At 66.5% G+C, this 25,079-nt stretch carries 23 protein-coding genes; 16 read left to right on the top strand and 7 right to left on the bottom strand.

All coding sequences use genetic code 11. From position 1 onward, the window contains the following. Positions 1–7 precede the first annotated feature (7 nt). Positions 8–3,499: a DNA-directed RNA polymerase subunit beta gene (gene rpoB / locus AC1C2M_RS00115; protein ID WP_483404928.1), complete on the bottom strand. Its 3,492-nt coding sequence runs from the start codon at positions 3,497–3,499 to the stop codon at positions 8–10. Between the two features lie 378 nt (positions 3,500–3,877). Here rpoB and AC1C2M_RS00110 point away from each other — a divergent pair, with 378 nt between their 5' ends. From AC1C2M_RS00110 to AC1C2M_RS00080, 7 genes are all read left to right on the top strand, one after another. Beyond that, entirely contained in the window at positions 3,878–4,087 is a 210-nt protein-coding gene (locus AC1C2M_RS00110; RefSeq protein WP_495434854.1) for a hypothetical protein, read from the top strand. Positions 4,088–4,261: 174 nt separating this feature from the next. Then, on the top strand, positions 4,262–5,137 hold the full coding sequence (locus tag AC1C2M_RS00105) for a spermidine synthase (protein ID WP_108391820.1): 876 nt from the start codon (positions 4,262–4,264) through the stop codon (positions 5,135–5,137). A gap of 1 nt (position 5,138) precedes the next feature. Continuing rightward, the gene (locus AC1C2M_RS00100) at positions 5,139–6,308 is read left to right on the top strand and encodes a PQQ-dependent sugar dehydrogenase (protein WP_495434853.1); all 1,170 of its coding nucleotides are present in this window, start codon (positions 5,139–5,141) and stop codon (positions 6,306–6,308) included. Between the two features lie 48 nt (positions 6,309–6,356). Next, positions 6,357–6,887: a hypothetical protein gene (locus AC1C2M_RS00095; protein ID WP_483404931.1), complete on the top strand. Its 531-nt coding sequence runs from the start codon at positions 6,357–6,359 to the stop codon at positions 6,885–6,887. Positions 6,888–6,930: 43 nt separating this feature from the next. Beyond that, entirely contained in the window at positions 6,931–7,425 is a 495-nt protein-coding gene (locus tag AC1C2M_RS00090) for a SprT-like domain-containing protein (RefSeq protein WP_483404932.1), read from the top strand. Positions 7,426–7,443: 18 nt separating this feature from the next. Beyond that, positions 7,444–8,001 (top strand): DUF1697 domain-containing protein, encoded by a 558-nt coding sequence (locus AC1C2M_RS00085; RefSeq protein WP_495434852.1) that lies wholly within the window; start codon positions 7,444–7,446, stop codon positions 7,999–8,001. Positions 8,002–8,051: 50 nt separating this feature from the next. Further along, positions 8,052–9,188, top strand: coding sequence for a hypothetical protein (locus AC1C2M_RS00080; RefSeq protein WP_495434851.1), 1,137 nt, complete (start codon positions 8,052–8,054; stop codon positions 9,186–9,188). Positions 9,189–9,683: 495 nt separating this feature from the next. On the opposite strand, the gene AC1C2M_RS00075 is transcribed toward AC1C2M_RS00080, so the two are convergent. After that, complete coding sequence (locus AC1C2M_RS00075) at positions 9,684–10,277, bottom strand: helix-turn-helix domain-containing protein (RefSeq protein WP_495434850.1); 594 nt, start codon at positions 10,275–10,277, stop codon at positions 9,684–9,686. 69 nt (positions 10,278–10,346) lie between these two features. Between AC1C2M_RS00075 and AC1C2M_RS00070 the strand changes: the two genes are divergently transcribed. From AC1C2M_RS00070 to AC1C2M_RS00060, 3 genes are all read left to right on the top strand, one after another. Next, positions 10,347–11,414, top strand: a complete 1,068-nt coding sequence (locus tag AC1C2M_RS00070) for an NAD(P)/FAD-dependent oxidoreductase (protein WP_495434848.1) — start codon at positions 10,347–10,349, stop codon at positions 11,412–11,414. A 5-nt stretch (positions 11,415–11,419) separates the two neighbouring features. Further along, positions 11,420–12,076, top strand: a complete 657-nt coding sequence (locus AC1C2M_RS00065) for an SAM-dependent methyltransferase (protein WP_495434847.1) — start codon at positions 11,420–11,422, stop codon at positions 12,074–12,076. A 177-nt stretch (positions 12,077–12,253) separates the two neighbouring features. Then, a complete protein-coding gene (locus AC1C2M_RS00060; RefSeq protein ID WP_495434846.1) occupies positions 12,254–12,844 on the top strand; it encodes a CGNR zinc finger domain-containing protein in 591 nt (196 codons plus the stop codon). On the opposite strand, the gene AC1C2M_RS00055 is transcribed toward AC1C2M_RS00060, so the two are convergent. The 3 genes from AC1C2M_RS00055 to AC1C2M_RS00045 all read right to left on the bottom strand — a co-directional run bounded on the left by AC1C2M_RS00055 (position 12,834) and on the right by AC1C2M_RS00045 (position 14,280). Next, on the bottom strand, positions 12,834–13,136 hold the full coding sequence (locus AC1C2M_RS00055; protein WP_108391826.1) for a DUF427 domain-containing protein: 303 nt from the start codon (positions 13,134–13,136) through the stop codon (positions 12,834–12,836). The two genes, AC1C2M_RS00060 and AC1C2M_RS00055, sit on opposite strands and share 11 nt — an antisense overlap. A gap of 92 nt (positions 13,137–13,228) precedes the next feature. Beyond that, on the bottom strand, positions 13,229–13,771 hold the full coding sequence (locus tag AC1C2M_RS00050; protein WP_495434845.1) for a 2-phosphosulfolactate phosphatase: 543 nt from the start codon (positions 13,769–13,771) through the stop codon (positions 13,229–13,231). Positions 13,772–13,821: 50 nt separating this feature from the next. Continuing rightward, a complete protein-coding gene (locus AC1C2M_RS00045) occupies positions 13,822–14,280 on the bottom strand; it encodes an EVE domain-containing protein (protein WP_495434844.1) in 459 nt (152 codons plus the stop codon). 70 nt (positions 14,281–14,350) lie between these two features. Here AC1C2M_RS00045 and AC1C2M_RS00040 point away from each other — a divergent pair, with 70 nt between their 5' ends. The 3 genes from AC1C2M_RS00040 (at position 14,351) to AC1C2M_RS00030 (ending at position 17,336) form a co-directional block, all read left to right on the top strand. Continuing rightward, entirely contained in the window at positions 14,351–14,893 is a 543-nt protein-coding gene (locus AC1C2M_RS00040) for a hypothetical protein (RefSeq protein ID WP_495434843.1), read from the top strand. A gap of 146 nt (positions 14,894–15,039) precedes the next feature. Then, positions 15,040–16,632: a DEAD/DEAH box helicase gene (locus tag AC1C2M_RS00035; protein WP_495434232.1), complete on the top strand. Its 1,593-nt coding sequence runs from the start codon at positions 15,040–15,042 to the stop codon at positions 16,630–16,632. A gap of 188 nt (positions 16,633–16,820) precedes the next feature. After that, positions 16,821–17,336, top strand: a complete 516-nt coding sequence (locus tag AC1C2M_RS00030) for a GNAT family N-acetyltransferase (RefSeq protein ID WP_483404944.1) — start codon at positions 16,821–16,823, stop codon at positions 17,334–17,336. A 93-nt stretch (positions 17,337–17,429) separates the two neighbouring features. Here AC1C2M_RS00030 and AC1C2M_RS00025 read toward each other — a convergent pair whose 3' ends face one another. After that, on the bottom strand, positions 17,430–17,999 hold the full coding sequence (locus tag AC1C2M_RS00025) for an NUDIX hydrolase family protein (protein WP_108391831.1): 570 nt from the start codon (positions 17,997–17,999) through the stop codon (positions 17,430–17,432). A gap of 67 nt (positions 18,000–18,066) precedes the next feature. Between AC1C2M_RS00025 and AC1C2M_RS00020 the strand changes: the two genes are divergently transcribed. The 3 genes from AC1C2M_RS00020 (at position 18,067) to AC1C2M_RS00010 (ending at position 24,309) form a co-directional block, all read left to right on the top strand. Next, entirely contained in the window at positions 18,067–18,708 is a 642-nt protein-coding gene (locus tag AC1C2M_RS00020; protein ID WP_483404945.1) for an alpha/beta hydrolase, read from the top strand. A 62-nt stretch (positions 18,709–18,770) separates the two neighbouring features. Then, a complete protein-coding gene (locus AC1C2M_RS00015) occupies positions 18,771–23,540 on the top strand; it encodes an Lhr family ATP-dependent helicase (RefSeq protein WP_495434842.1) in 4,770 nt (1,589 codons plus the stop codon). After that, complete coding sequence (locus tag AC1C2M_RS00010; protein ID WP_495434841.1) at positions 23,533–24,309, top strand: DNA-formamidopyrimidine glycosylase family protein; 777 nt, start codon at positions 23,533–23,535, stop codon at positions 24,307–24,309. Before AC1C2M_RS00015 ends, AC1C2M_RS00010 begins: the two co-directional genes overlap by 8 nt. 7 nt (positions 24,310–24,316) lie before the next feature. Here AC1C2M_RS00010 and AC1C2M_RS00005 read toward each other — a convergent pair whose 3' ends face one another. Continuing rightward, complete coding sequence (locus AC1C2M_RS00005; protein ID WP_483404948.1) at positions 24,317–24,811, bottom strand: FBP domain-containing protein; 495 nt, start codon at positions 24,809–24,811, stop codon at positions 24,317–24,319. Between the last annotated feature and the right edge of the window lie 268 nt (positions 24,812–25,079).

The following is a 25,079-nucleotide window of genomic DNA, read 5'->3' as shown; positions in this document are numbered from 1 at the left end:
GCCAGGCTTAGATCTCGTCGATTGACGAGGACTCGAACCTGGAGGAAATGTTGATGCCGAGTTCTTCCGCAGCGCGGAAGGCGTCGTCGTCGGTGTCTTTAAGGCTGACGACAGTTCCGTCAGCTGACAGGACCTCAACGTTCAGGCAGAGAGACTGCATTTCCTTGATCAGAACCTTGAAGGACTCGGGGATGCCGGGCTCCTGGATGTTCTCACCCTTGACGATGGCCTCGTACACCTTGACGCGGCCAAGGATGTCATCGGACTTGATCGTCAGCAGCTCCTGGAGAGCGTAAGCAGCTCCATAAGCTTCGAGCGCCCACACTTCCATCTCACCGAAGCGCTGTCCACCGAACTGTGCCTTACCACCGAGCGGCTGCTGGGTGATCATCGAGTACGGTCCGGTCGAACGAGCGTGGATCTTGTCGTCGACGAGGTGGTGCAGCTTGAGGATGTACATGTAGCCAACCGAGATCGGCATCGGGAACGGCTCACCGGAGCGACCATCGAACAGGCGGGCCTTACCGCTTGATCCGATGAGGCGGTCGCCATCGCGGGTGACCGTCGTCGAGTCGAGGAGACCTGCGATCTCTTCCTCGGAAGCACCGTCGAACACGGGGGTCGCAACCTTGGTTCCGGCGGGAGCACTGTGTGCCTCTGCCGGCAGGTTCTTCGCCCACGTCGGCTTGCCTTCAACCTTCCAGCCCTGCTGAGCGATCCAGCCGAGGTGAAGCTCGAGGACCTGGCCGAAGTTCATTCGACCCGGGATACCGAGCGGGTTGAGGATGATGTCGACGGGGGTTCCGTCTTCGAGGAACGGCATGTCTTCGACAGGCAGAATCTTCGAGATGACACCCTTGTTGCCGTGACGACCGGAGAGCTTGTCACCCTCGGTGATCTTGCGCTTCTGGGCGATGTAGACGACCACGCGGCGGTTGACACCCGAGCCGAGCTCGTCGTCGCCATCTTCGGAGTTGAACTCCTTGACGGCGATGATCGTGCCGCGCTCACCGTGGGGAACCTTGAGCGAGGTGTCGCGAACTTCGCGGCTCTTCTCGTTGAAGATCGCACGGAGCAGACGCTCTTCGGCGGAAAGCTCGGTCTCGCCCTTCGGCGTGACCTTTCCGACGAGGATGTCGCCGGGGCGAACTTCGGCGCCGATGCGGATGATGCCGCGCTCGTCGAGGTCCTTCAGCAGCTCCGGGCTGACGTTCGGAAGGTCACGGGTGATCTCTTCCTTACCCAGCTTGGTGTCGCGAGAGTCGACCTCGTACTCCTCGATGTGAATCGAGGAGAGGGTGTCGTCCTTCACCAGGTTCTGGCTCAGGATGATCGCGTCCTCGAAGTTGTGACCCTCCCATGACATGAATGCCACGAGGAGGTTCTTTCCGAGTGCGAGCTCGCCGTTCTCCGTTGCGGGACCATCAGCGATGACCTCGCCGGCCTCGATGCGGTCGCCCGCTGAGACGATGACGCGGTTGTTGAAGCTGGTGCCCTGGTTGGAGCGGTCGAACTTGCGGAGGTAGTACTCCTGGGTTCCACCCTCGTCGAGCTGGATGGTGACGACCTCGGCGGAAACCTCGGCGACAACACCCGACTTCTCGGCGGTGATCACGTCACCGGCGTCGATGGCTGCGTAGCCCTCCATACCGGTTCCGACGATCGGCGACTCCGAGCGAAGCAGCGGAACTGCCTGGCGCTGCATGTTGGCACCCATGAGTGCGCGGTTTGCATCGTCGTGCTCGAGGAACGGGATGAGGCTCGTCGCGACGGAAACCATCTGGCGAGGCGAAACATCCATGTAGCCGATTTCCGACGCGGGGAAGAGGTCAACCTCTCCGCCCTTGCGGCGGGCGAGGACGCGGTCCTCGGTGAAGCGGCCATCGTCGTTCAACGGTGCGTTGGCCTGGGCGACGATGTAGTCGTCCTCTTCCATCGCCGTGAGGTAGTCGATGTCCTTCGTGACGAGTCCGTCGACAACGCGACGGTACGGGGTCTCGATGAAACCGAACGCGTTGATGCGTGCGAACGATGCGAGCGAGCCGATCAGACCGATGTTCGGGCCTTCAGGCGTCTCAATCGGGCACATACGGCCGTAGTGGGACGGGTGAACGTCTCGAACCTCGACACCTGCACGCTCACGCGACAGACCACCGGGGCCAAGCGCCGAAAGGCGACGCTTGTGGGTGAGGCCAGCGAGCGGGTTGTTCTGGTCCATGAACTGCGAGAGCTGCGACGTACCGAAGAACTCCTTGATCGCGGCAACGACGGGGCGCACGTTGATCAGGGTCTGCGGGGTGATCGCTTCGATGTCCTGCGTGGTCATGCGCTCGCGAACGACGCGCTCCATGCGGGACAGACCGGTGCGAACCTGGTTCTGGATGAGCTCGCCGACGGCGCGGATACGACGGTTACCGAAGTTGTCGATGTCGTCGATGTCCAGGCGGATCTCCGCCTTCTTGCCATCGCGGAGACCGGTGAAGGTGGTCTCACCCGAGTGCAGGCGAACGAGGTACTTGATCGTCTCGACGATGTCATCGACGGTCAGCACACTGTCGCTGAGCGGTGCTTCAAGACCGAGTTTCTTGTTGATCTTGTAACGACCGACCTTGGCGAGGTCGTAACGCTTGGAGTTGAAGTAGAAGTTGTCGAGGAGTGCGCGGGCAGCCTCAGCGGCGACCTGCTCTCCCGGACGGAGCTTCCGGTAGATGTCGCGGAGCGCATCTTCCTTCGTGAGGATGGTGTCCTTCTCGAGGGTCAGCTCGATCGACTCGAAGCCCTTGAACTGCTCGAGGATGTCTTCGCTGGTCAGGCCGAGGGCCTTGAGGAACACGGTGACCGACTGCTTGCGCTTGCGGTCGATGCGAACGCCGACCTGGTCGCGCTTGTCGATCTCGAACTCGAGCCATGCACCGCGGCTCGGGATGATGCGAGCGGAGAAGATGTCCTTGTCGGATGTCTTTTCCTGGTTGCGGTCGAAGTACACACCCGGGCTGCGGACGAGCTGCGACACAACGACACGCTCGGTGCCGTTGATGATGAACGTGCCCTTTTCGGTCATGAGCGGGAAGTCGCCCATGAACACTGTCTGAGTCTTGATCTCACCGGTGAGGTGGTTCATGAACTCGGCCTCGACGTAGAGCGGAGCAGCGTAGGTCTTGCCACGCTCCTTGCACTCATCGATCGAGTACTTCTCCGGCTCCAGGAAGGGGCTGGTGAAGCTCAGCTGCATCGTCTCGCCGAGGTCCTCGATCGGTGAGATCTCCTCGAAGATCTCGTCGAGGCCGGAGTGAGTCGGCAGATCCTGACGGCCGGCCTTGGTGGCTTCATCGACGCGTGCTTTCCACACGTCGTTGCCCACGAGCCAGTCGAAGCTCTCGGTCTGCAAAGCAAGCAGATCCGGAACCGTCAGGGTGTCGGTGATCTTCGCGAACGACAGACGCGATGCGTCGCGGCCGTTCTTGGGTGAGTTGGTGGATGCGTTGCGCGCAACAGCCAAGGAAATAACCTCCGTGGGCCCTCGTACAGGCTCTAGTTACTGGTAGTAATGGAGAACTCGTCAGACGCCATCAAAAATGGTGCGTCTTTCTTGAGAAAGAAACACTTGGGCCGACCGCAATATGAAGGCATGGAAACGTCTGGGAGCGCAAAGGTCTACTATATGTCTTCTTAACTCCCCTGTCCAGTGCTTCGCCTTGACTGGCATCCGCTGCTGCGGTATAAAGACCGCCCGCCGCCGCTCCCCCGTCTCAGGAACCCCGGAAAGCCGTGCCCTGAGGGGACGAAACAGTCCTCAACCGGCCACAGGGGCGGTTCACTGATTCACAGAACTTGTTCAGCCCCGGCCGCCGAAAACGCTCCAACCCATGCTGGGCGGATGACCGCGCGCAAACCTCTTCCTCACGAACTCACCGGTCGCCCATTCACCGTGGCCCAGGCGCGGGCGCTTGGAGTCAGCCGGGCACGGCTGGCCGAAGGGGACCTCGCGCACCCGTTCTCCGGCATCCGCACGCCAGGGGCTCGTCCCGTTCAGAACCCTGTTTCCGCGGCGGACTGGCGGCAGGTCTTTCAGGCTCATCAGCGGTGAAACCGCGAGTTGTGTGCCGCTGTTAACCTGCGGATGCCGTCAGCCGGTTTTTTCTGCGTGCACGGGACAGCGCGGCGTCAAGATCCCTCGGCGAGCGCTGGAGCCGCTCAACGAGCGGGCCGAACCCGTGCAAACCCAGCAACTCGCGTGATGGAGCAAAGGTAGGCTCGAACCATGGCATCGCGCGAGACCGACAACCCCAGCATCAAACTGGCCCTGAGCGGTTTCCAGGCTGTGATCGAGGCCGACCGCTTCAACCCGGGGAGCTTCCAGCTCGTCGTTGACGGCACCCCGCAGTCGCACGTCAACCTCGATGACCCGAGCCAGCTCTTCTTCGAATACATCCAGCGCATCGGCCACGTCATCGACGAATTCCGGGATCCTGGCAAGCCGATCACCGCGGTTCACCTCGGCGCTGGCGCACTCACCCTTCCCCGCTACATCGAGGCCACCCGCCCGGGCAGCCGCCAGCAGGTCATCGAGATCGAACAGGACCTCGTCGACTTCGTGCGCGAACACCTGCCGTGGCCCAAGCGGGCGGCGATCCGGGTCAGGTACGGCGATGCCCGCGAGGTGCTCGGCCGACTGCCGGGTGGACTCGCCGGCACCGTCGACCTCGTCGTTGTCGACATCTTCTCCGGGGCCCGCACGCCAGCCCACGTGACGAGCCTCGAGTTCTATCGCGCAGCATCCGCCCTTCTCGCCCCAGATGGCATCATCGTGGTCAACGTCGCCGACGGCCCCGGGCTGGCCTTTGCCCGCAACCAGGTGGCGACGCTGAACGCCGCGGTCTCCTCCGTCGCGGTGCTCGCCGAGACGCAGATCCTCAAGGGCAGGCGCTTCGGCAACCTCGTCCTCGTCGGTTCGAACGCCGAGTTGCCGATGGACTTCATCCCCCGGCTTCTCGCCGGCGGACCGCACCCTGCCAAGGCCGTCTACGGCAGCGAACTCAAGCAGTTCGTCGCGGGCGCCCCGGTGATGACCGACGCGACAGCGATCCCGTCTCCCCCGCCCGCCAAGAGCATTTTCCAGGTGAAGTCCGGGAGCTGACATGGCACGTCGCACGCAGCTGGGCACCGCCATCGCGCTGGTCGCGACGGCTTTTCTCACGGGATGCACGGCGAGCGCCCCCGAGGCGCCCGGCGCGCCATCCGGTTCGCCAGCGACCACCCCTGCTCCCGCTCCGACGAGCACAGGTCCCGTCGGCCCAACCGGCGAGACGACGGTACTCGCCACCGGCCTCGAGGCACCGTGGTCGATCCTGCCCCTCGGCGACAGCACCCTGATCAGCTACCGCGACACCGGTCAGATCATGGAGTTGACGATCGCCGGAGACCTCCGCGAGGCCGTCGTCCTTCCCGACGTCGAAGCCCAGGGAGAGGGCGGCTTGCTCGGCCTCGCCTCCCGCACGGTCGGCGACACCAGGTGGATCTACGCCTACCTCACCACGGCTTCGGACAACCGCGTCATACGGATGCCGTTGGACGGCTCGCCCGGCTCCCTCGCGCTCGGCACAGCTGAGGTCGTCATCTCCGGGTTCGAGAAGGCGGCCAACCACAATGGCGGCCGCATCGCTTTCGGTCCCGACGGGATGCTGTACGTCACGGTCGGCGACGCGGGCGACCCGGACAACGCGCAGGACCAGGCCTCGCTCAACGGCAAGATCCTCCGACTCACGCCGGTCGGCGAGGTCCCGCAGGACAACCCGTTCCCCGGCTCTCCGGTGTACTCGCTCGGTCACCGCAACCCGCAGGGCATCGCGTGGAGCGAAGACGGACGCCTGTGGGCCAGCGAGTTCGGGCAGAACACCTGGGACGAACTCAATCTGATCGAACCAGGTTCGAACTACGGCTGGCCGGCCGTCGAGGGCGCCGCAGCCAACGCAGACTACGTCGACCCCGTCTTCCAGTGGTCGACCAGCGATGCGAGCCCGAGCGGGCTCACCGTTGTCGACAACACCCTGTTCATGGCGGCCCTTCGCGGCGAGAAGCTCTGGTCGATCCTCGACGGCGTCCATGTCCCCGAGGGCAGTGTCGGGCTTGAGGGCGTTATTTCGGCCCAGCCGTTCTTCGACGGCGAGTTCGGGCGCATCCGCGATGTGGCGCCCGGCCCCGACGGCTCACTCTGGATGATCACGAACAACACCGACGGCAGAGGAAATCCGACCCCGGATGACGACAGGCTGGTCGAGGTCACGCTCTCCCCGCTTGTCGAGGGTTAAAGTCGACAGTAGCCCCGGGGAAATCGGCGACACCGGGCAGCACCACCCTTGGAGTACACCCTGAGCATCATTCTTGGCTATGACGCCAAAACACTGCGCGAAAAAGTCGACCTCAAGGCCGTTGGAGAACGCCTCGAGGAACTCGGCGACATGCGCAGCCTCAGCGCCCTCTGCGAGAAGGCGTGGCTGTACAAGGTCGCCGGGCAACTCGACGACGCACTCGACGTCGCCAACCAGTGCGTGCGGCTCGCGCGCTTCACGGGCGACCGTAAAGGGCTGATGCAGCCACGGATGCTTCGCGCACAGGTACTGCAGTTCCGTGGCGCTTTCGACGAGGCAATTCACGAACTGTCCTCCCTCATCGACGAAGCACACACTCACGAGTGGAAGCTGCACGAGGCGCTCGCGCTCCAGCACCGCGGCAAGGTGTACTTCGACCAGCGCGAGTTCAAGCCTGCTCTTGCGGACTTCAGGGCCGCGGTTGCCCTGCGGACCGAACTCGGAGCATCCGATGACCAGATCGAGTCGGCGCTTATCGCCGTCGCCGTCACCGAGTCCTTTGTCGGTCAGCGGGCTTGACCGAAAGTGCCTGAATGTCGGAGGCTGCCGCTAACGTGATGACATGTCAGATTTGGTAAAGGTTCGGCTGTGGGCCGATTCTCTGATCAGGTTGCATCTCGACCCCTCCGTCTGGTCGTTCGGCTTCGACAACGCCAAGCGCCGCGCAGGCCTCTGCAACTTCACAACGCACCGGATCACCGTGTCGCGTTACCTCGCTGCTCGATACGACGACGATGATGTCCACCAGATCCTGCTGCACGAGGTTGCCCACGCGCTGGCCGGCCAGCGGGCCGGGCATGGTCCTGCGTGGCGACGGGTTGCCGAAGACCTGGGCTACGTCGGCTCGAGGCTTCACAACGGCGAGACCGCCGACGAGCTCGCACCCTGGGTGGGGGCATGCCCGAGCGGGCACACCCTTTATCGCCACCGCAAGCCCAGGCACGTGACGAGCTGCGGTGTGTGCTCGCGGACCTTCGACCCGAAGTTCACCATCACGTGGCAACATCGCGAGATCACGCCGTCGATGCGGCGGCGCGCGGCTGCGGCGACCCCGTAACCCACGAACCCACGAACAGTGACGAGACCAGTGATGACCTCCGGCACTCCAATGGACGCCCCGCGACGCTGGGTCGCTCTCCTGCGTGGCGTCAATGTCGGCGGCATCACCGTGAAGTCTGCGCCTCTCGCCGAAGTTTTCCGTGCGCTCGGCTTCGACGACGTGAAGACGGTGCTCGCGTCGGGCAACGTACTCTTCACGACGTCCGAGACCGACGGTGCGGCGCTGGCAGTTCGAATCGAGAAGGCCCTGACCGATGAGTTCGGTTATGCAGCACGGGTCATTGTCGTCGCGCAGGACACACTTGAGAAAGTCGCTTCTGCCTATCCGTTCGATGAGGTCGACGACAAACACCCCTACGTCATTTTCGCCAGTGATCCCGCGGTGTTCGACGGCCTTGATCATCAGTTGCTCGATGAGTCCGTGGAGCGCGTCGCCCGCGGGGACGACGTGCTGTACTGGGAGGTGAGCCGGGGACTGTCCACCGACAGCGCCTTCGCGAAGCGGACTGCCAAAGTGAAGAGTACGGCCGTGACGACAACCCGCAATCTGCGGACGCTGCGCAAGCTGCTCTGAGCGCCCTCGCGCGCGGTCAGCGGCGACGCCCAGCTACGCCACAATGAACTGTGGACATCCGCTGGTTAACCGCATCCGACGCTGACGTTGGTGCCGCCGTAGCGGCCCTCCGTCGTGATTCCCGCCCCGCCTGGGTACCGAACAAACGGCAGGTTCTCGTTCATGTGAACAACTGCCTCCTGCTCTGGTACCTCTGCATCGTCTTCATGACGTTCGGCATCCGTGTGGATGGGTATCAGGGCGGTCAGGTCACGGGCACGGACGTTCTCGACATCGTTGGCAGCATGGTCGTTTTTGCGGCCTGGCTCGCGGGAACGGTATGGCTGGCGCGGTGGGCGGCCAGACCGCCCACGCCGCGAGCACAACTGCGGCAGTGGCGGCAGGACCTGACCGCCCTCGCCAACGGCTTTGAGCCACGACCCCGATCGGTCGCTCAGTTCTCCTCCCTCCTCGGCGCCGACGGGCGTCCGATGGAACAGTTCCCACGCTTCGAAGCGCCCGGGGTCGAGTTCGGCAACGCCACTCCATATGGCCCGCGGGCCGGCGAGTGGCGGTACCTGCGCGTGGCACTTCCCGCGCCGCTGCCCCACCTCGTCCTTGACGCGACAGTCAACGACGGGCTCACGAGCGACCTGCCCGAGGGTATTGATCAGCAGCAGAGGCTGTCGGTTGGTGGGGAATTCGACAACTGGTTCCGCGTCTATTCACCGACGGAGTACGGCAGGGAGGCCCTCTATGTCCTGACGCCCGATGTGATGGCCGACCTCATCGACCACGCCTGGGGCTTCAACGTGGAGATCCGCGACACGTCAATAATTTTCTTCACCAGGCCGGGGGCTGACTTCGCTGACCCCGCCTCGTGGCACAGATTCGGCGCCATCCTCACCACCGTCGTGCCCCGCATCACCGCAAAAGCCGCCCGGTATCTCGACGAACGCGTTCCCGGGCAGGACACGTCTCGCCTCGTCACGCGCATTCGCGCCGAGCTTGATGCGCCGGACGTGCGGTACGTCGCCCGGGAGCCGCGCATCGGACCCGATGGGCGCCGCCTCGCTCTGCGCGATCGGGCCAACAGCGCCCGGTGGGGTCTGCGTGCTGCCGGCTGGCTGGCCCTTCTCACCTTCCTCTATGTGGTGCCGGGGGTTTTCGCTTTCGCCGGGTTCATGTCGATCGTCGACGGCTGGTAGTCCGCGCCCACGTTCACGCATCGGTGCCTCACAGCAGCGTTTCGGGAGGACAAACACGGGGCCGAGGCACGCAGAGGCCCTGACCCCCACGATCGTCCGCCCGAAACGACGGGCACGACCACAGTCCCGCCCGGCGACCCCAACCAACCGACACCCGAGCACAGCCCGGCCACGCACGGGCGAGGGGCACCACCGGGCAGAGTTTCGGGAGGAAGAACCCGGGGCCGAGGCACGCAGAGGCCCTGGCCCCCACGATCCTCCGCCCGAAACGACGGGCGGCACGCCAGAGTCCCGCCCGGCGGCGCCAACCAACCGACACCCGAGCAAAGCCCGGCCGCGCTGACGCCTGGCCCCTCCCGGCAGAGTTTCGGGAGGGAAAACCAGGGACCCGAGCACACACGGCTGCCACCCGGCAGCGTTTCGGGAGGACAAACACGGGGCCGAGGCACGCAGAGGTCCTGGCCCCCACGATCCTCCGCCCGAAACGACGAGCCGTCAGCGCGCCGAGGACGCGCCCGTCGAGGGGCGGGCGCGGAGGTGGATGCGCTTACCCTCTTTGCTGAAAATCGACAGCATCTCGACGGGCCCGGCGCCGGTCGCCGACAGCCAGTGCGGAATGCGCGTGTCGAACTCCGCAGCCTCTCCAGGCCCGAGGGTCACGTCCTGTTCACCGAGCACGAGGCGCAGATGCCCCGAGAGCACGTAGAGCCACTCGTGCCCCTCGTGCACTCGTGGCTCAGGCACGGCGGCGACACCCGCCGGGTTGGCGGGAAATGTGACCTTATAGGTCTGCACAGGACTCGACTCCGGCGAGAGCGTTTCGAACTGCACCTCACCGACCCGCTTCGTTGTTCGCTTTACCAGGGGGCTGGGTGCGGCACGCGGAACTATGTCATCGAGCTCCAGTCTCAGCGCCCGCGCGATTGGCACCACAAGCTCCAGGTTCGGAGCGCGCTTGCCCGCCTCGAGTCGCGAGAGTGTGCTCGACGAGATTCCGGTGGTCTCCGAAAGCTCGGCGAGCGTCATACTGCGCTTTTCGCGCCAGCTCTTGAGTCGTGGGCCGATGAGGGCGAGAGAGTCGTCGGCCACGGGAACTCCGTTCTTGCCAAATTGGCACCGATAGTTGCCAACACGCTAGCACGGAGACACGCTGGGCGCATGACGAACAACGACCGCCTCTCCGCCCCAGCCACCCCCGATTCCTCGAGCCCTTCGATTTCGAACGAGCACTGGGACGTCATCATCATCGGTGGCGGCGCCGCCGGACTCAGCGCCGCTCTCATCCTGGCTCGCGCCCGCCGCCGCGTGCTCGTCTTCGACGCGCAGGAGCCCCGCAATCGATTTGCACCCCACATGCACGGCGTGTTGAGTCGAGACGGGTACTCACCGCTCGATCTCGTTGCCGACGGCTACCGCGAAGTGCGCGCTGTCGACGGGGTGATCGAGAACGCCCGTGTCACCCAGAGTCGTGCGACGCCCGAAGGATTCGAACTCGTCACCGACGCCGGTGTCCGTGCGACCGCGCGCCGCCTCATCGTCGCGACCGGGACGCGGGACGAACTTCCGGACATCCCCGGCCTCTCGGAACACTGGGGGCGCGGCGTGGTGGCCTGCCCGTATTGCGACGGCTACGAGGCGACCGGTCGGGCCATCGGAGTGCTCGCCGGCTCCGTGTTGGGCCTGCACAAGGCGCACATGTTGCGGTCGTACTCGAGCGATATCACCGTGTTCACTGCACTCGTCGGCCCCATCCCCGACATCGACCGGCGCGTACTCCACCAGCGCGGCATTCGACTGGAGGATCGCCCCGTCACACACGTTGTCGCTGAGGGACAGACGATGACCGGGCTCGCCCTCGCGGACGGCACCGTCGCGCCCATTGATGTCGTGTTCGCTGAACCGACACCCATCGCACTGGACGAGCCGCTGAGGCAGCTCGGCGCCGACCGCAGCGACACTCCCTTCGGCCCGTGGACAGCGGTCGACGCGTTCGGCAAGACCAGCGTCCAGGGCGTGTGGGCGGTCGGCAACTCTGCCAACCCGGGTGCGCTGGTTCCCATCGCTGCCGGGGCAGGCGCGACCGCCGCCCTCGCCATCAACGGTGAGCTCGTGGCCGAGGACGTCGCTGCCGCCACAGAACGCGTCACCACACTCACTTCTCACCCCTCGAGTGATTTCCCGGCCGGCCGAGAGTTCGCGTCCAGCTCCGAGACGGTCGGAAAGTGACGGCGATGAGTTCCGAGAAACCGATCACCGATCCGGCCACTTTCTGGGAGGCTCGCTATGTCTCCAATCGCGGCAACGACGGAGGGATGTGGAGCGGTCGCGTCAACGCGACGGTCGAACACGAGGTGTCTGGCCTGACCCCTGGCACTGCACTCGAACTCGGGAGCGGCGAGGGTGGCGACGCCCTGTGGCTCGCCGCACACGGCTGGGACGTGACCGCCGTCGACATCTCGGCGACCGCGCTGGCCGTCGGAGCAGCGAGAGCTGCCGACAGCGGCCTGGCCGATCGCATCAGCTGGGTGCAGGCTGACCTCGCCACGTGGCATCCGTCAACCGAGTTCGACCTTGTGACTGCGGCGTTCCTCCACTCGCCCGTCGAACTCCCCCGCGAGGACATCCTGCGTCGCGCGGCCTCCGCGGTTGCGCCTGGCGGTCGACTCCTTGTTGTCGGGCACGCGGCCTTTCCACCGGGGGCGACCCACGACCACGCCGACAACCACGACGCCCCACCGTTGCCGACACCGGACGCCGTGTTGGCGTCGCTCGAGTTGCCCGGCGGCTGGGTCGTCGAGACCAGTGCGCTCGTCGACAGACCGGTCACGGGGACGGACGGAACAAGCCTCACGCTGGTCGACTCCGTGTTGCGGGTGCGGCGGAGCTAGCCGGGCTGTCCGCTGACCAGCCCCGCTCGTCGGCAGGCGCCGGGGCTGGCTCAACCGGGTGCTCAGTACCATGGTCACATGCACCCCTCACCGCAGAATCCCTCTGCACTCAGCACGCCACCCGGACCCCGGATCAACGCAATGCACGATGCTCGGGGCCACGGAGCCGTGGCAGGCATGACCGGCCAGTGGCTCGTCTCCGAGGGCACCCGCTGGTGGTTTGACACGGGTTCGCTCGCCCTGGACTTCGCATACACCGGTCACGTCGGCGTGGATGCTGCAGCTGAGAGCGCGGAGGACGAGGAGACACTCCGCACACCCGACGACCTCACATCCTGGCTCGAGACCAGGCTGCCCAGTGCCCCGGCCACCGACCGCGATCTGCAGGACGCGCTCATGCTCCGCGGGGCCATCGCGAGGCTCGCGCTTGCGGCGAGCGCCGGTCGCGATCCGGGGGCCCGGGACATCGACCTGCTCAACCTGTACGCGGCAACCCCGGATATCCCGCCGCGCCTTGCCGGCGGCACCGTGCAGGCCGGGCGCACAGAGCCGCGGACCGGGCAGGCGCTCTCCACTGTGGCCCGCGACGCCGTCGCGCTCTTCTCCGGCGAGACGCTCGGTCGCATCCGCGAGTGCGACGCCGAGGATTGCCCGCTCATCTACCTCGACACCTCGCGCGCCGGCAACCGCCGCTGGTGCTCGATGCAGCGCTGCGGAAACCGGCACAAGGTTCGCGCCCACCGGGCGCGGGAGGCGGCTACTCGCTGATCGTCACCGAGCGGTCGAACGCCACGTACCCGGAGAAGTCCTTGCCGACCCTGTCAAACGCGGTCGGGTACGGCTCCGGGTAGCTCCAGGCCAGGTCCTTCTTCTCCGTGCCGTCGACCGTGACGTTCCAGTACTGACAGGCCCCCTTCCACGGGCAGGTGTAGGGAGTGGGACTCTCGGAGAACAGGTCCTCGGCAATGCTCGACGGCGGGAAATACCAGTTCCCCTCGATCTTGACGAGGTCTTCGGTCGGAGAATCGGCGATTACTGTGTCCTGATACGTAGCCTTCATGGGGCCGACGATACGCCCGGCATCCGCCCGAAACCATCGCTTGCGAGAGTTCGCAGAGAGCTATCAGGATGCCTGCACGTTCCCGCGCCGGCTCAGACCAGACGCAGCACGTCGACCGAGTCCGTCGAGTCCAGCCGGGCCGCGGCGACAACCCGCTCGCGCTGCCCGTCCGCGATCAGTTCCTGGCCGGCGACGGATGCCGTAAACAGGTGTCCGACCGCGTTCCTCAGTCCACCGAATGCCGCACAGGCGACAGCGGCCTCGGGCGAGGTGAAGTCGATTCCGAGCGTGGTGAGCGCATCGATGACAGCGCCGGCCGCGAGCAGGTCGTTGCTCGCGAAGCCGCCATCCCGCCCCGCAGCAACCACAGCGATCGAGACCCGGCGCCCCCGCTGGACCTGCTGCTCGAGCAGCCACGCGGCGACCGCGCTGCGGTTGGTGAGGTTCGCCGCGACGGCGCTGGTCGAGTCCCCCAGCGACTTGAGCGCAGCGTCCGCCCCGGCGAGCGCGAGAGAGTCGACCCACACGACGATGTCGGCGTCGCCGATTCGCGCGAGGCCGTCAATACCGACGTCGAACCGCACCTGATACTTCGACTGGGTGGTCGGCACGTTTCGGGTGGCAAGTTCAGGCATGCATCAAGGCTAGCCGCGGCATCCGGATGCCGGCTCTACTGTTACGCCGTCTAACGGCGGTGCTCGGGGTAGCGGCGATCATCGGCACTCGGCCGCTGCATGGCCTCCCTGATGAGATGGAAGTCATACCGTGAGATCTCAAGCAGCCCGCGGCGAAGCTGATAGCCCCACTGTGGTGTGTCACGAGTCAGATCGAGCATGCCGAGCATCGGGCGGATCGGTGCCGGCTCGGCATCCCGCTCGTAATCCACGCGCCGACGCCACGGCCGCCGGTCAAGCGACAGCGCCTGGTACGGCATCCCCGAGGCGATTCGACCGATCGCCGTGAACTCCCGCAACGGCTCCCCGTCGGGATACTCGGTCTTCGGCGAATACCAGACGATGCCGTCCGCCTCTCCCATCGCGTCGAGTCCGCCGCGTTGCCCGTGGTTCACCTGGGCGATCCCGAGATCGACGGCATTCCGGACGTGGTCACGCGACGCCACAGCCAGCCAGTACCGAATCGCCATCCCCCCTGTTTAGCGCATTCCACCGGTCGCGCGCGGCGTCCGGGCGCGTAAACACCTCCATACTGGGCATATGCGAGTTCAACTGAAGCTCATCCTCGACTGCGAGCCCGACGACGCGTGGCGAGCGCTGCGCTCGCCCACCGTGCTGCAGGAGCTCTACGGGCCACTGCTCACCCTCGCCCCTGACTCGCCAATGCCGACGCTCTGGGAGCCCGGAACGATGCAGGTAACCATGAAGGGTGTTGGCGTCGTGTCCGTCGGGCGTCAGCTGCTCGACCTTGACTTCGATCTCAAGCGGATGCCCGGCGTGCGGATTCTTGTCGACAACGGTCGACCGCTGAGCGGCCCCCTCGCCCTTCTCGACAGCTGGCACCACCGCATGGCCGTCGCGCCGGCCCCTGGCCAGCCCGGCAAGACCCTCTACCGCGACCGGCTCGACATCACGGGACCCGCTGCCGTCGCACTCTGGATGCCGCTATGGACGATGTGGCAGTGGCGCGGGCTGCGCCTCACGCAGATGGCACCGAACTGGGCGTTCGAACCGGTGCAGCCGGACGCTCCGGTGGACGCAGCGACCGGCACAGAAACCGACACAGAAGCCGGCCAGGAGTAGGCGCTCACGGCGTCCTGCCAGACGTTACCTCGGAGCATCCGCTAGACTGAGGGAACTTGCGGGCCCATAATCGTGCCCCTTGCGTCGTAGAACGCTTCCTCTCTCCCCGAGAAACTCGGGTCGATGACTCTTCATACGGCGAACGGATGTGGCCTCTGCCACCTTCGCCACTTGCTCCCGCTCCAGCGATTTCGCCTGTCGAGATCCGTACGGGATGCTTTGCCCCGAAAGGCACCACTTTGTCAGAAACTGTCCCGGACACCACTTTCGCTGAACTCGGCGTCCCCGCCGCGCTCGTCTCGGCTCTCGCCGCAGACGGCAAGACCCTCGCCTTCCCGATCCAGGTCGACACGCTCCCCGACACCCTCGGTGGCCGCGACGTTCTCGGTCGCGGAAAGACCGGCTCGGGCAAGACCCTCGCGTTCAGCATCCCGATGGCCGCACGCCTCGGCGGCAAGCTCGCCGGTGGAAAGCGCCGCCCAGGTCGCCCGCTCGGTCTCGTGCTCGCACCGACCCGTGAACTCGCCACCCAGATCTCGGCTGTGCTCACCCCGCTCGCCGCTGCGTACGGCCTCAACACCACCACCATCTTCGGCGGAGTCAACCAGACCCGCCAGGTCACCGCACTCAAGGCCGGCGTCGACATCGTCGTTGCCTGCCCCGGTCGCCTCGAAGACCTCATGAAGCAGGGCTTCGTCAACCTCGACGCCGTCGAGATCACCGTGCTCGACGAGGCCGACCACATGGCCGACCTCGGCTTCCTGCCGGTTGTCACACGCATCCTCGACAAGACGCCGTCCAACGGACAGCGCCTGCTCTTCTCGGCAACGCTCGACAACGGAGTGGACAAGCTCGTCCGACGCTTCCTGCACAACGAGGTCCTGCACAGTGTCGACGAGGCCACCAGCCACGTCTCCGCGATGACCCACCACGTGTTCGAGGTCTCCGGCCCCGACGCCAAGAAGGACCTCATCGAGACCCTCGCATCGGGCACCGGTCGCCGCATCCTCTTCATGCGCACCAAGCACCACGCGAAGAAGCTCGCCAAGCAGCTCACCGACTCGGGCATCCCGTCCGTCGACCTGCACGGTAACCTCTCGCAGCCGCAGCGTGACCGTAACCTCGCCGCGTTCAGCGATGGAACCGCCCGCGTTCTCGTGGCAACGGATGTCGCGGCTCGCGGCGTGCACGTCGATGACGTCGAACTCGTCATCCACGTCGACCCGCCCATGGAGCACAAGGCATACCTGCACCGTTCGGGCCGCACCGCCCGTGCCGGCAGCGCCGGTGACGTCGTCACCATCTGCCTCCCGACCCAGAAGAAGGACCTCGCCGTTCTTCTCCGCAAGGCCGAGATCAAGGTGACCCCGGTTGCCGTCACGTCGAAGAGCCCCGAGGTCACAGCCCTCGTCGGCGAGGTCGCCGCGTACGTCAAGCCGCTCCCCCGCGTCGTTCAGGCCCAGGGCGGTGGACGCTCACAGGGCGCCAACGCCCAGCGCAAGCGCGCCGGCCAGGGTGGACAGGGCGCTGGACGGTCACGTTCAGGCTCCGGTTCACGCGATTACTCCACGTCATCGGCAGGCACAACGGGTCGCCGCCACGAGGGTGCAGCATCAGGCCGTCCGGCCCAGGCTCGCCCGGCCCAGGCTCGCCCCGAGCGTTCCGCCCGCCCGGCATCCTCCGGTGGCGCATCCTCCGGAGGACAGCGCACGAACCGCCGCGTTTCCAGCGGAAGCTAACAGTCTTCTGAGCTGAATACCGGCCGGTCCGCGTTCCAGGTTTCTGGAAGGCAGGCCGGCCGGTTTTTTCGGTTGCCCCGGCATCCGCCCCCGCCCGCTTCTGGCCTCCTGGCGCCCGGATGCACCAGTAATGAGCGGATGCCGTCACCCGATTTCACGGCAGCGGGACCAGAGGGTATCGTCACGGTATGAGCAGCGAAGCCACCGTCACCCCGATCCGCGACGTCATTGTCCGCCCCGTCCGCGATGTCGACGCGGAGTCACTCGGTCGAGTCCACGCACAGTGCTGGCACGAGCAGTACGACGAGATCATCTCGAAAGCAGCGCTCGAGCACCTCTCCCCCCGCCGCATGGCCGAGCTCTGGACCCACTGGATGAACCAGGGGCCCGAGTACCTTCAGTTCGCCGCCGTGCTGGACGGAGACATCATCGGGTTCTCCGGTTCAGGCCCCGCCCGTGACGCCGACGCGCCCCGCCATCGGGAGCTGTACTTCATCAACATGCTCGCCGAGTTCCGAAGCACGGGTACCGGCCAGAAGCTCTTCGACGCCGCGATCGGCGACGCTCCCGCATACCTCTGGGTGTCGTCGGCGAACACCCACGCGCGCCACTTCTACGAGAAGAACGGGTTCATCGCGGATGGCGCCGAGCACACGGAGCCGTTCCTCGGCGAGGAGATCCACGAAGTCCGCTACGTCCGGTAGCGCTCCGCTCGGCCACAAACGGCTGAACGGCCTTGCTCGGCCACAAACGGCTGCGTTTCCTCGCGAAACCCGACCGTTTCTGCCGGCTCAGTGCTACCTCAGCTGCCCCACCGAGGCGAGCGCGACCCGAAGCAGGGTGCCACGTCCGCCTTCCATCTCGTCGCTGACGGCATCCGACTGCGCTTCCTCAGGGGTCATCCAGGTGATCTCCAGTGCGTCCTGACGCGGGTCGCAGGTCCCGGTGACGGGAACGACGTAGGCCAGGGCGACCGCGTGCTGCCTGTCATCGGTGTACGCGGAAATCCCCGGCATCGGGAAGTATTCGGCCACGTGGAACGGGGTCGGCGACGCTGGGAGCAGCGGGAACGCCATGGGTCCGAGGTCTTTCTCGAGGTGGCGGAACAGCGCGTCGCGCAGCGTCTCGCCGTAGAGCACACGCCCGGAGACCAGCGTGCGGGTCATCTGCCCCGTCGACGTCGCGCGGAGCAGCACTCCCACCTCGGTGACGATTCCGAGGCCGTCGACACGAACCGGTACCGCCTCCACGTACAGCAGCGGCAGCCGCTGGCGAACCTCAGCAAGCTCAACGTCGCTGAGCCAGCCCGGGGTCGGGTTCGATGACGGTTCCTGCGGCTGGTCGGGGTCGGGAGTGCGAACGCTCATGATCCATTCTTACCAGCGTTCACCTCTGTAGGCTTGACCGAAGTCCCGAATGAGAGAGAACCGCCGGATGACAAAGCCCATGATTGACCACGACGCCGTCCTCTGGTCGGCAACCGGGGAGGATCAGGACGACAGGTCCCTCTTGATCGTGATGCACGGCTACGGCTCGAACGAAGCCGACCTTTTCGGACTGGCGCCGTACCTGCCGCTCGAACCGGTGATCGCGTCCCTTCGCGCACCGCTCATCGCCCCCTGGCCCATCGACGGCTTCTCCTGGTACCCGATCGACTCACCGGGCCAGCCGGACGAGTCCGGGGTCGACCTGGCCGCCGAGGCCGTACTCGAGTGGCTTGACTCCCTGCCGAACCAGCCATCGACGATCGGCCTGCTCGGATTCTCGCAGGGCGGCGCAATGGCGATGCAACTGCTCAGGCACGCTCCCGAGCGCTTCGCCTACGCCGTCAATCTCTCCGGCTACGTGCCCCCTGGCGTCGTCCCCGGTGACGCGGTGCTCGCCGAGCGCCGTCCCCCGGTGTTCTGGGGCCGCGGTACCCACGACCAGGTCATCCCCCTCTCGGCTGTCACCCGGACCGTGGACTGGCTGCCCACACACTCCAAGCTCGCCGGGCGCATCTACGAGGGACTCGACCACTCGATCTCACAGCAGGAACTCGCCGACATCCGCGCGTTCATCGAACGCCAGTTGTAAATCCGCCGGGCATTTAACCTGCGGGGGCGGATGCTGTCGGTGGCGTCAGGCAGGATGGAAACGTGCGAGATGTCCTCGACAGGTTCTCCCCCGCCACCCGTGAGTGGTTCAGCGGGGCGTTTGCCGAGCCCACCGGTGCCCAGATCGGTGCGTGGGATGCCATCTCGCGCGGTTCCCACGCCCTCGTCGTAGCCCCGACAGGGTCGGGCAAGACGCTGTCGGCATTTCTGTGGTCACTCGACCGGCTGATGGCAACGCCGCGGATCGACGACACAGGCACCCGCGTCCTGTACATCTCTCCGCTCAAGGCGCTCGGTGTCGACGTCGAGCGCAACCTCCGCGCCCCGCTGACCGGCATCACCCAGACCGCGCTGCGCCTCGGCGCAGAGCCGCCCCACATCTCGGTCGGTGTTCGCTCCGGCGACACCCCCGCCGCCGACCGCCGGTCACTCGCGAAGAACCCGCCAGACATCCTCATCACGACGCCTGAATCGCTCTTCCTCATGCTCACGTCGGCCGCGCGAGAAACCCTCCGCTCGGTCGAGACGGTGATCATCGACGAAGTCCACGCCGTTGCCGCGACCAAGCGCGGCGCGCATCTCGCGCTCTCCCTCGAACGTCTCGATGCACTGCTCGAGAAACCGGCACAGCGCATCGGCCTGTCGGCGACCGTTCGACCGCGCGAAGAAGTGGCTCGCTTCCTCGGCGGCTCCTCGCCGGTCGAAATCGTCGCGCCGCCCGCGTCAAAACGGTTCGACCTCAGCGTCATCGTCCCCGTCGACGACATGACCGACCTCGCATCGGGCGCCCCGTTCATTCCCGAGGGCTCGACCTCTGGCGCACTCGACGGCGAACGCACCGGATCGATCTGGCCGCACGTCGAAGAAGCCATTGTCGACCGCATCCTCGACCACCGATCCACCATCGTCTTCGCGAACTCGCGACGACTGGCGGAGCGGCTCACCGCCCGATTCAACGAGATCTACGAAGAGCGGCTCAATCCGGAGTCCCGCGTCGAAGAAGCCCAGCCGGTCGGCACGGCCGTTGCCGTCGGCTCTCCTGCACGCCCGCCGGCCACGCTGATGGGCGGAAGCGGCCAGACCCAGGGCTCCGCGCCCGATGCACCACAGCTCGCCCGGGCACACCACGGGTCCGTGTCCAAAGAACAGCGCGCGTTCATCGAGGACGACCTCAAATCGGGCCGACTCCGCTGCGTCGTCGCCACCTCGAGCCTCGAACTCGGCATCGACATGGGTGAGGTCGACCTGGTCGTGCAGGTCGAGTCGCCGCCCTCGGTCGCGAGCGGTCTTCAGCGCGTCGGCCGCGCCGGACACCAGGTCGGTGAGATCTCGCGCGGCGTGCTGTTCCCGAAGCACCGATCCGATCTCGTCAACTCGGCCGTGGCAGCCGAACGCATGGTCGCCGGCCGCATCGAGTCGCTCGCCGTCCCCACGAACCCACTCGACATCCTCGCCCAGCAGACCGTCGCCGCCACAGCGCTTGAGCCCATCGGCGTCGAGGAGTGGTTCGAGCAGGTGAAGCGCAGCGCCCCCTTCTCGAGACTGCCCAGGTCTGCCTACGAAGCGACCCTCGACCTGCTTGCGGGCCGCTACCCCAGCGATGAGTTCGCGGAGCTGCGCCCGCGCATCGTCTGGGACCGTGACGCCGGCACGCTCACCGGTCGCCCCGGTGCGCAGCGGCTGGCGGTGACGAGCGGAGGCACCATCCCCGACCGGGGACTCTTCGCCGTGTACATGGTGTCGAGCGACGCGACGCCGGGGTCCCGCGTCGGCGAACTCGACGAGGAGATGGTCTACGAGTCCCGTGTCGGCGACGTCTTCGCGCTCGGCGCCACCAGCTGGAAGATCCAGGAGATCACCCACGATCGTGTGCTCGTCACGCCGGCGTTCGGCCAGCCGGGCCGACTCCCGTTCTGGAAGGGTGACAGCCTCGGCAGGCCAGCCGAACTCGGTGAAGCGGTCGGCGCGTTCCGCCGTGAGATCGACGGGGCGAGCGAAGCGGATGCCGCGGCACGGCTGAGCGGCGCCGGTCTCGATTCGCGCGCGGCAACGAACCTCGTGGCCTACCTCACCGAACAACGAACGGCCACCGGGCACATCCCCTCAGACAAGACGCTCGTCGTCGAACGCACCCGGGACGAACTCGGTGACTGGCGGGTCATCCTTCATTCCCCGTACGGCATGCAAGTTCACGCGCCGTGGGCCCTCGCGGTGAGCGCCAGGGTGCAGGAGCGCTTCGGCCTCGACGGCGCGTCGGTCGCGAGCGATGACGGCATCATCGTGCGGATTCCCGACACCGAGGCAGAACCTCCCGGTGCCGAGCTGTTCGTCTTCGACGCCGATGAACTCGAGGCGCTCGTCACCGAGCAGGTCGGCGGCTCGGCGCTGTTCGCGTCACGGTTCCGCGAGTGCGCGGCCCGCGCACTGTTGCTGCCGAACTATTCCCCCGGAAAACGGGCACCGTTGTGGCAACAACGCCAGCGCTCGGCGCAGTTGCTCGACGTTGCGCGCAAGTACCCGAGCTTTCCGATCATCCTCGAAACCGTGAGGGAGTGCCTTCAGGACGCGTACGACCTTCCCGCACTCCTCGACATCACGAAGAAGCTCGCTGGCCGCGCCATCCGCATCGTGGAAACCACCACCGATCTGCCGTCACCCTTCGCAAAGTCGCTGCTCTTCGGCTACGTCGGTGCCTTCATGTACGAGGGCGACAGCCCGATCGCCGAGCGCAAGGCAGCGGCGCTGACGATTGACAGCGCTTTGCTTGCCGAGCTGCTCGGACAGGTGGAGCTCCGCGAGCTGCTCGACCCTGGCGTCATCGCACGCACCGAAGCCGAGCTCCAGCGGCTGGCCGAGTCCCGCCGGGCGCGTGGCCTCGAGGGGGTTGCCGACCTGCTGCGGATGCTCGGTCCACTCACCGTCGAGGAGGTCGCGGAGCGGCTGGAGCCGGTCGGCACCGGAGCCGCTGCCGGCACCGGAGACGTCCCTGGCGACGGAGACTCTGCCGACGCGGCAGACGAATCCGCCGCCACTGACGGCGCGCCGGCATCCGCACCCGCTGACACACACGGCACGTCGGGGGCCATCGACGCGGAACGCCTCGACGCTGCCGCCGCCCACCTCGACACGCTCACCGCCACGAAACGGGCCATTGCCGTCTCGTTCGCCGGCAAGAGCTGGTTCGCGGCGATCGAGGATTCGGCACGGTTGCGCGATGCTCTCGGTGTCCCGCTGCCGATCGGTGTTCCGCTCGCGTTCATCGAGCCGGTGGCCGATCCCGTCGGCGACCTCGTCGCCCGTTTTGCACGCACCCACGGTCCGTTCACCACCCAGCAGGTGGCCGACAGGTTCGGGCTCGGCAGCGCCGTCGCGGCGCACACCCTCACCCGGCTTGCCGACGCTCGCCGGGTTGTCCGCGGTGAGTTCCTCGCCACGGGCAGGGAAGCAATCGGCGATAACACCGAGTGGTGCGACAGCGAGGTCCTCCGTCGCCTCCGTGTGCGTTCGCTGGCGGCTCTTCGGCACGAGGTCGAGCCGGTCGAGCAGGCCGCTTTCGCCCGGTTCCTCCCGGTCTGGCAGCAGGTCGGAAGCCGACTCCGGGGCGTCGACGGTGTTGCCGCGGTCATCGACCAGCTCGCCGGTGTCTCCCTTCCGGCATCCGCGTGGGAATCCCTCGTGTTGCCGCAACGGGTGTCCGACTATTCGCCAGCGATGCTCGACGAGCTGACAGCGACGGGCGAGGTCGTCTGGGCTGGCGCCGGCTCGCTCCCCGGGAACGACGGCTGGGTCACCCTGCATCTCGCGGAGACAGCGCCTCTTACCCTGCCGATCCCGGCTGACGCCGACACCGACGAACTCCAGCGCGAGGTGCTCCTCGCCCTGGGTGGTGGTGGCGCGTACTTCTTCCCCCAGCTGGCGGAGGCGACCGGTGCTCGCGACGATGCGTCGCTCGTCACCGCGCTGTGGGAACTGGTCTGGGCTGGGCTGATCACCAACGACACGTTCGCGCCGCTTCGCACACTCACCGGCCACGGAAAGGGCGCACACCGGACCACCCGTGCTCAGCCCAGGTCACGCATGTACCGCGGGCGGCCGCTCCGCCCCGCGACGATGGCCACGAGGGTCGGCGCCCCGATCCTCGGCGGCCGCTGGTCGATCCTGCCGCTCGCCGAGCAGGATTCCACGGTGCGCGCTGCGGCCACCGCCGAGATACTGCTCGAGCGCTACGGCGTCGTGACCCGGGGATCCGTTATGGCCGAGGGTGTGCCGGGCGGATTCGCCCTGACCTACCGTGTGCTGAGCGGGTTCGAGGACTCCGGCCGCGCCCGGCGTGGTTACTTCATCGACGGACTGGGAGCCGCGCAGTTCTCCCTGGCGGGCACGGTCGACCGCCTCCGCTCCTTCACCCGCCCCGACGACGACGACAAGCGCGCACCGTCGGAGGTCGTCACCCTCGCCGCGAGTGACCCCGCCAACCCGTACGGCGCAGCACTTCCATGGCCGGCGCTCGAGACGAGCGGCACCAAGCACAGGCCGGGCAGGAAAGCGGGCGGGCTGGTCACGCTCGTCGATGGTGAGCTCGTCCTGTACTTCGAGCGTGGCGGCAAGACTCTTCTCGCGTTCTCTGACGACCAGGACACACTCACCGTGGCGGCGACATCCGTCGGAACCCTGGTGAAGCGCGGCGCGATCGACAAGCTCGCCATCGAGAAGGTGAACGGTGAGTTCCTCCTCGGCACGCCCGTCGCTGCCGCACTGCGCGAGGCTGGCTTCAGCGAGACGCCACGGGGCCTCCGGATGCGACATGCCTGAGGGTGACACCGTCTACCGCGAAGCCTTCCATCTCAATCAGGCTTTGCAGGGCGCGACCGTGACCGGTTGGGACATCCGGGTCCCGGCCTTTGCGACATCCGACCTCACCGGTGAACGCATCGAGGGCGTCGCCAGCCGCGGCAAACACCTGCTCCACCGGGTCGGCGACTTCACCCTGCACAGCCACCTCAAAATGGAGGGGTCGTGGCACCTGTACCGCCCGGGCTCACCGTGGAAGCGCCCGGCGTTCCAGGCACGCGCGGTCGTCGCGACAGCCGACTGGGTGAGTGTCGGCTTCGACCTGGGCGTCGTCGAGCTCGTTCCCCGGGCAGAGGAGGAGACCGTCGTCGGTTACCTCGGCCCCGACCTCCTTGGCGCCGACTGGAATTCGGACGACGCAATCGCGCGCCTCACGGCTGCACCCGAGGTACCGGCCGCTGTCGCACTCCTCGACCAGCGGAACCTCGCGGGCCTCGGAAACGTCTTCGCGAACGAACTGTGCTTCCTCCGCGGAATTCTGCCCAGCCGCCCCATCGGCGAGACGGATGTTCCGGCGATGGTCGCCCTCTCGTCCCGGCTCATTCTCGCCAACAGGGATCGCGTCGAACGAACCACGACGGGAGACACCCGTCCCGGCCGCAAGGTCTGGGTCTACGGCCGCGCCGGCAAAGCATGCTTGCGATGCGGCACCCGTATCCGAGCGGGCAAACTCGGCCAGGACGAACTGAGTCTGCGCGACACCTACTGGTGCCCCCGCTGCCAGTCCTGAGACTGGGTCAGACGCTGTCGACCTTCGCGAGGAACCCGTCCAGTCGGCTCAGCAGCCCCTCGATCTTCGAGGCGACGACTGCCGATGGATCGGGCTGGATCTCGGATACCGGTGGCTCGACCCGGACGTGCGCTGAGCAGTTCAGGCCAGCACAGAGATAGGTGCCTATCGTGTTTCCGTTCCGGCCTGCGTCGCCCGAGCGCGGAGCGACAAACAGGGCGACGTTGTCGGCCGGCTGAGGCGTCTGGCAGAGCGAGCACATCTGGAAACGGGCCCGGGAGGCCACCGGGTCGGCGCGGCGAAGCACGATGCCAACGGGCTCATCACCGCGCCAGGTCACGAGGTACGCGCGCTGCGGGGCCTTGGGGTCCTGCCAGCCCAGGTAGTCGCGGCGCTCCCAGTCGAGGTGTTCCAACCCGACAGGGACCATGATGCGAAACGCCTCGCCCTTCGAGCAATTCATGAAGGACGTACGGATGTCGATCTCGCTCAGCTCGCGCATGGATCCCCTTCCCAGTGTCGCCCCTCCAGCCTACGAGCCACTCCGCGTCGCCCTCAAGCGACGGGCGGAGATCGCCGGCTCCCGAAGGCCGTGTTCTGTCGGTTAAATACGAAGAGCCCGCTGGTGGGCGGGCTCGTTGTGTGTCGTCGGAGGTGGGTTATAAAGATGGTGGGTTAAAGACGAAGAGCCCACCCCGTGGGGTGGGCTCTTCTAAGTTAAGTCCGGCGGTGTCCTACTCTCCCACAGGGTCCCCCCTGCAGTACCATCG

This window comes from Mycetocola sp. Y444, assembly GCF_059445295.1.
This window is presented reverse-complemented; position numbering and strand designations above follow the sequence as displayed.

Bases quoted from the DNA above. Each gene is read 5' to 3' on its own strand.
- AC1C2M_RS00110 (WP_495434854.1), top strand. From the start codon at position 3,878: ATGACCGCGCGCAAACCTCTTCCTCACGAACTCACCGGTCGCCCATTC.
- AC1C2M_RS00105 (WP_108391820.1), top strand. From the start codon at position 4,262: ATGGCATCGCGCGAGACCGACAACCCCAGCATCAAACTGGCCCTGAGC.
- AC1C2M_RS00100 (WP_495434853.1), top strand. From the start codon at position 5,139: ATGGCACGTCGCACGCAGCTGGGCACCGCCATCGCGCTGGTCGCGACG.
- AC1C2M_RS00090 (WP_483404932.1), top strand. From the start codon at position 6,931: ATGTCAGATTTGGTAAAGGTTCGGCTGTGGGCCGATTCTCTGATCAGG.
- AC1C2M_RS00070 (WP_495434848.1), top strand. From the start codon at position 10,347: ATGACGAACAACGACCGCCTCTCCGCCCCAGCCACCCCCGATTCCTCG.
- AC1C2M_RS00065 (WP_495434847.1), top strand. From the start codon at position 11,420: ATGAGTTCCGAGAAACCGATCACCGATCCGGCCACTTTCTGGGAGGCT.
- AC1C2M_RS00060 (WP_495434846.1), top strand. From the start codon at position 12,254: ATGACCGGCCAGTGGCTCGTCTCCGAGGGCACCCGCTGGTGGTTTGAC.
- AC1C2M_RS00055 (WP_108391826.1), bottom strand. From the start codon at position 13,136: ATGAAGGCTACGTATCAGGACACAGTAATCGCCGATTCTCCGACCGAA.
- AC1C2M_RS00050 (WP_495434845.1), bottom strand. From the start codon at position 13,771: ATGCCTGAACTTGCCACCCGAAACGTGCCGACCACCCAGTCGAAGTAT.
- AC1C2M_RS00045 (WP_495434844.1), bottom strand. From the start codon at position 14,280: ATGGCGATTCGGTACTGGCTGGCTGTGGCGTCGCGTGACCACGTCCGG.
- AC1C2M_RS00040 (WP_495434843.1), top strand. From the start codon at position 14,351: ATGCGAGTTCAACTGAAGCTCATCCTCGACTGCGAGCCCGACGACGCG.
- AC1C2M_RS00035 (WP_495434232.1), top strand. From the start codon at position 15,040: ATGTGGCCTCTGCCACCTTCGCCACTTGCTCCCGCTCCAGCGATTTCG.
- AC1C2M_RS00030 (WP_483404944.1), top strand. From the start codon at position 16,821: ATGAGCAGCGAAGCCACCGTCACCCCGATCCGCGACGTCATTGTCCGC.
- AC1C2M_RS00025 (WP_108391831.1), bottom strand. From the start codon at position 17,999: ATGAGCGTTCGCACTCCCGACCCCGACCAGCCGCAGGAACCGTCATCG.
- AC1C2M_RS00020 (WP_483404945.1), top strand. From the start codon at position 18,067: ATGACAAAGCCCATGATTGACCACGACGCCGTCCTCTGGTCGGCAACC.
- AC1C2M_RS00010 (WP_495434841.1), top strand. From the start codon at position 23,533: ATGCCTGAGGGTGACACCGTCTACCGCGAAGCCTTCCATCTCAATCAG.
- AC1C2M_RS00005 (WP_483404948.1), bottom strand. From the start codon at position 24,811: ATGCGCGAGCTGAGCGAGATCGACATCCGTACGTCCTTCATGAATTGC.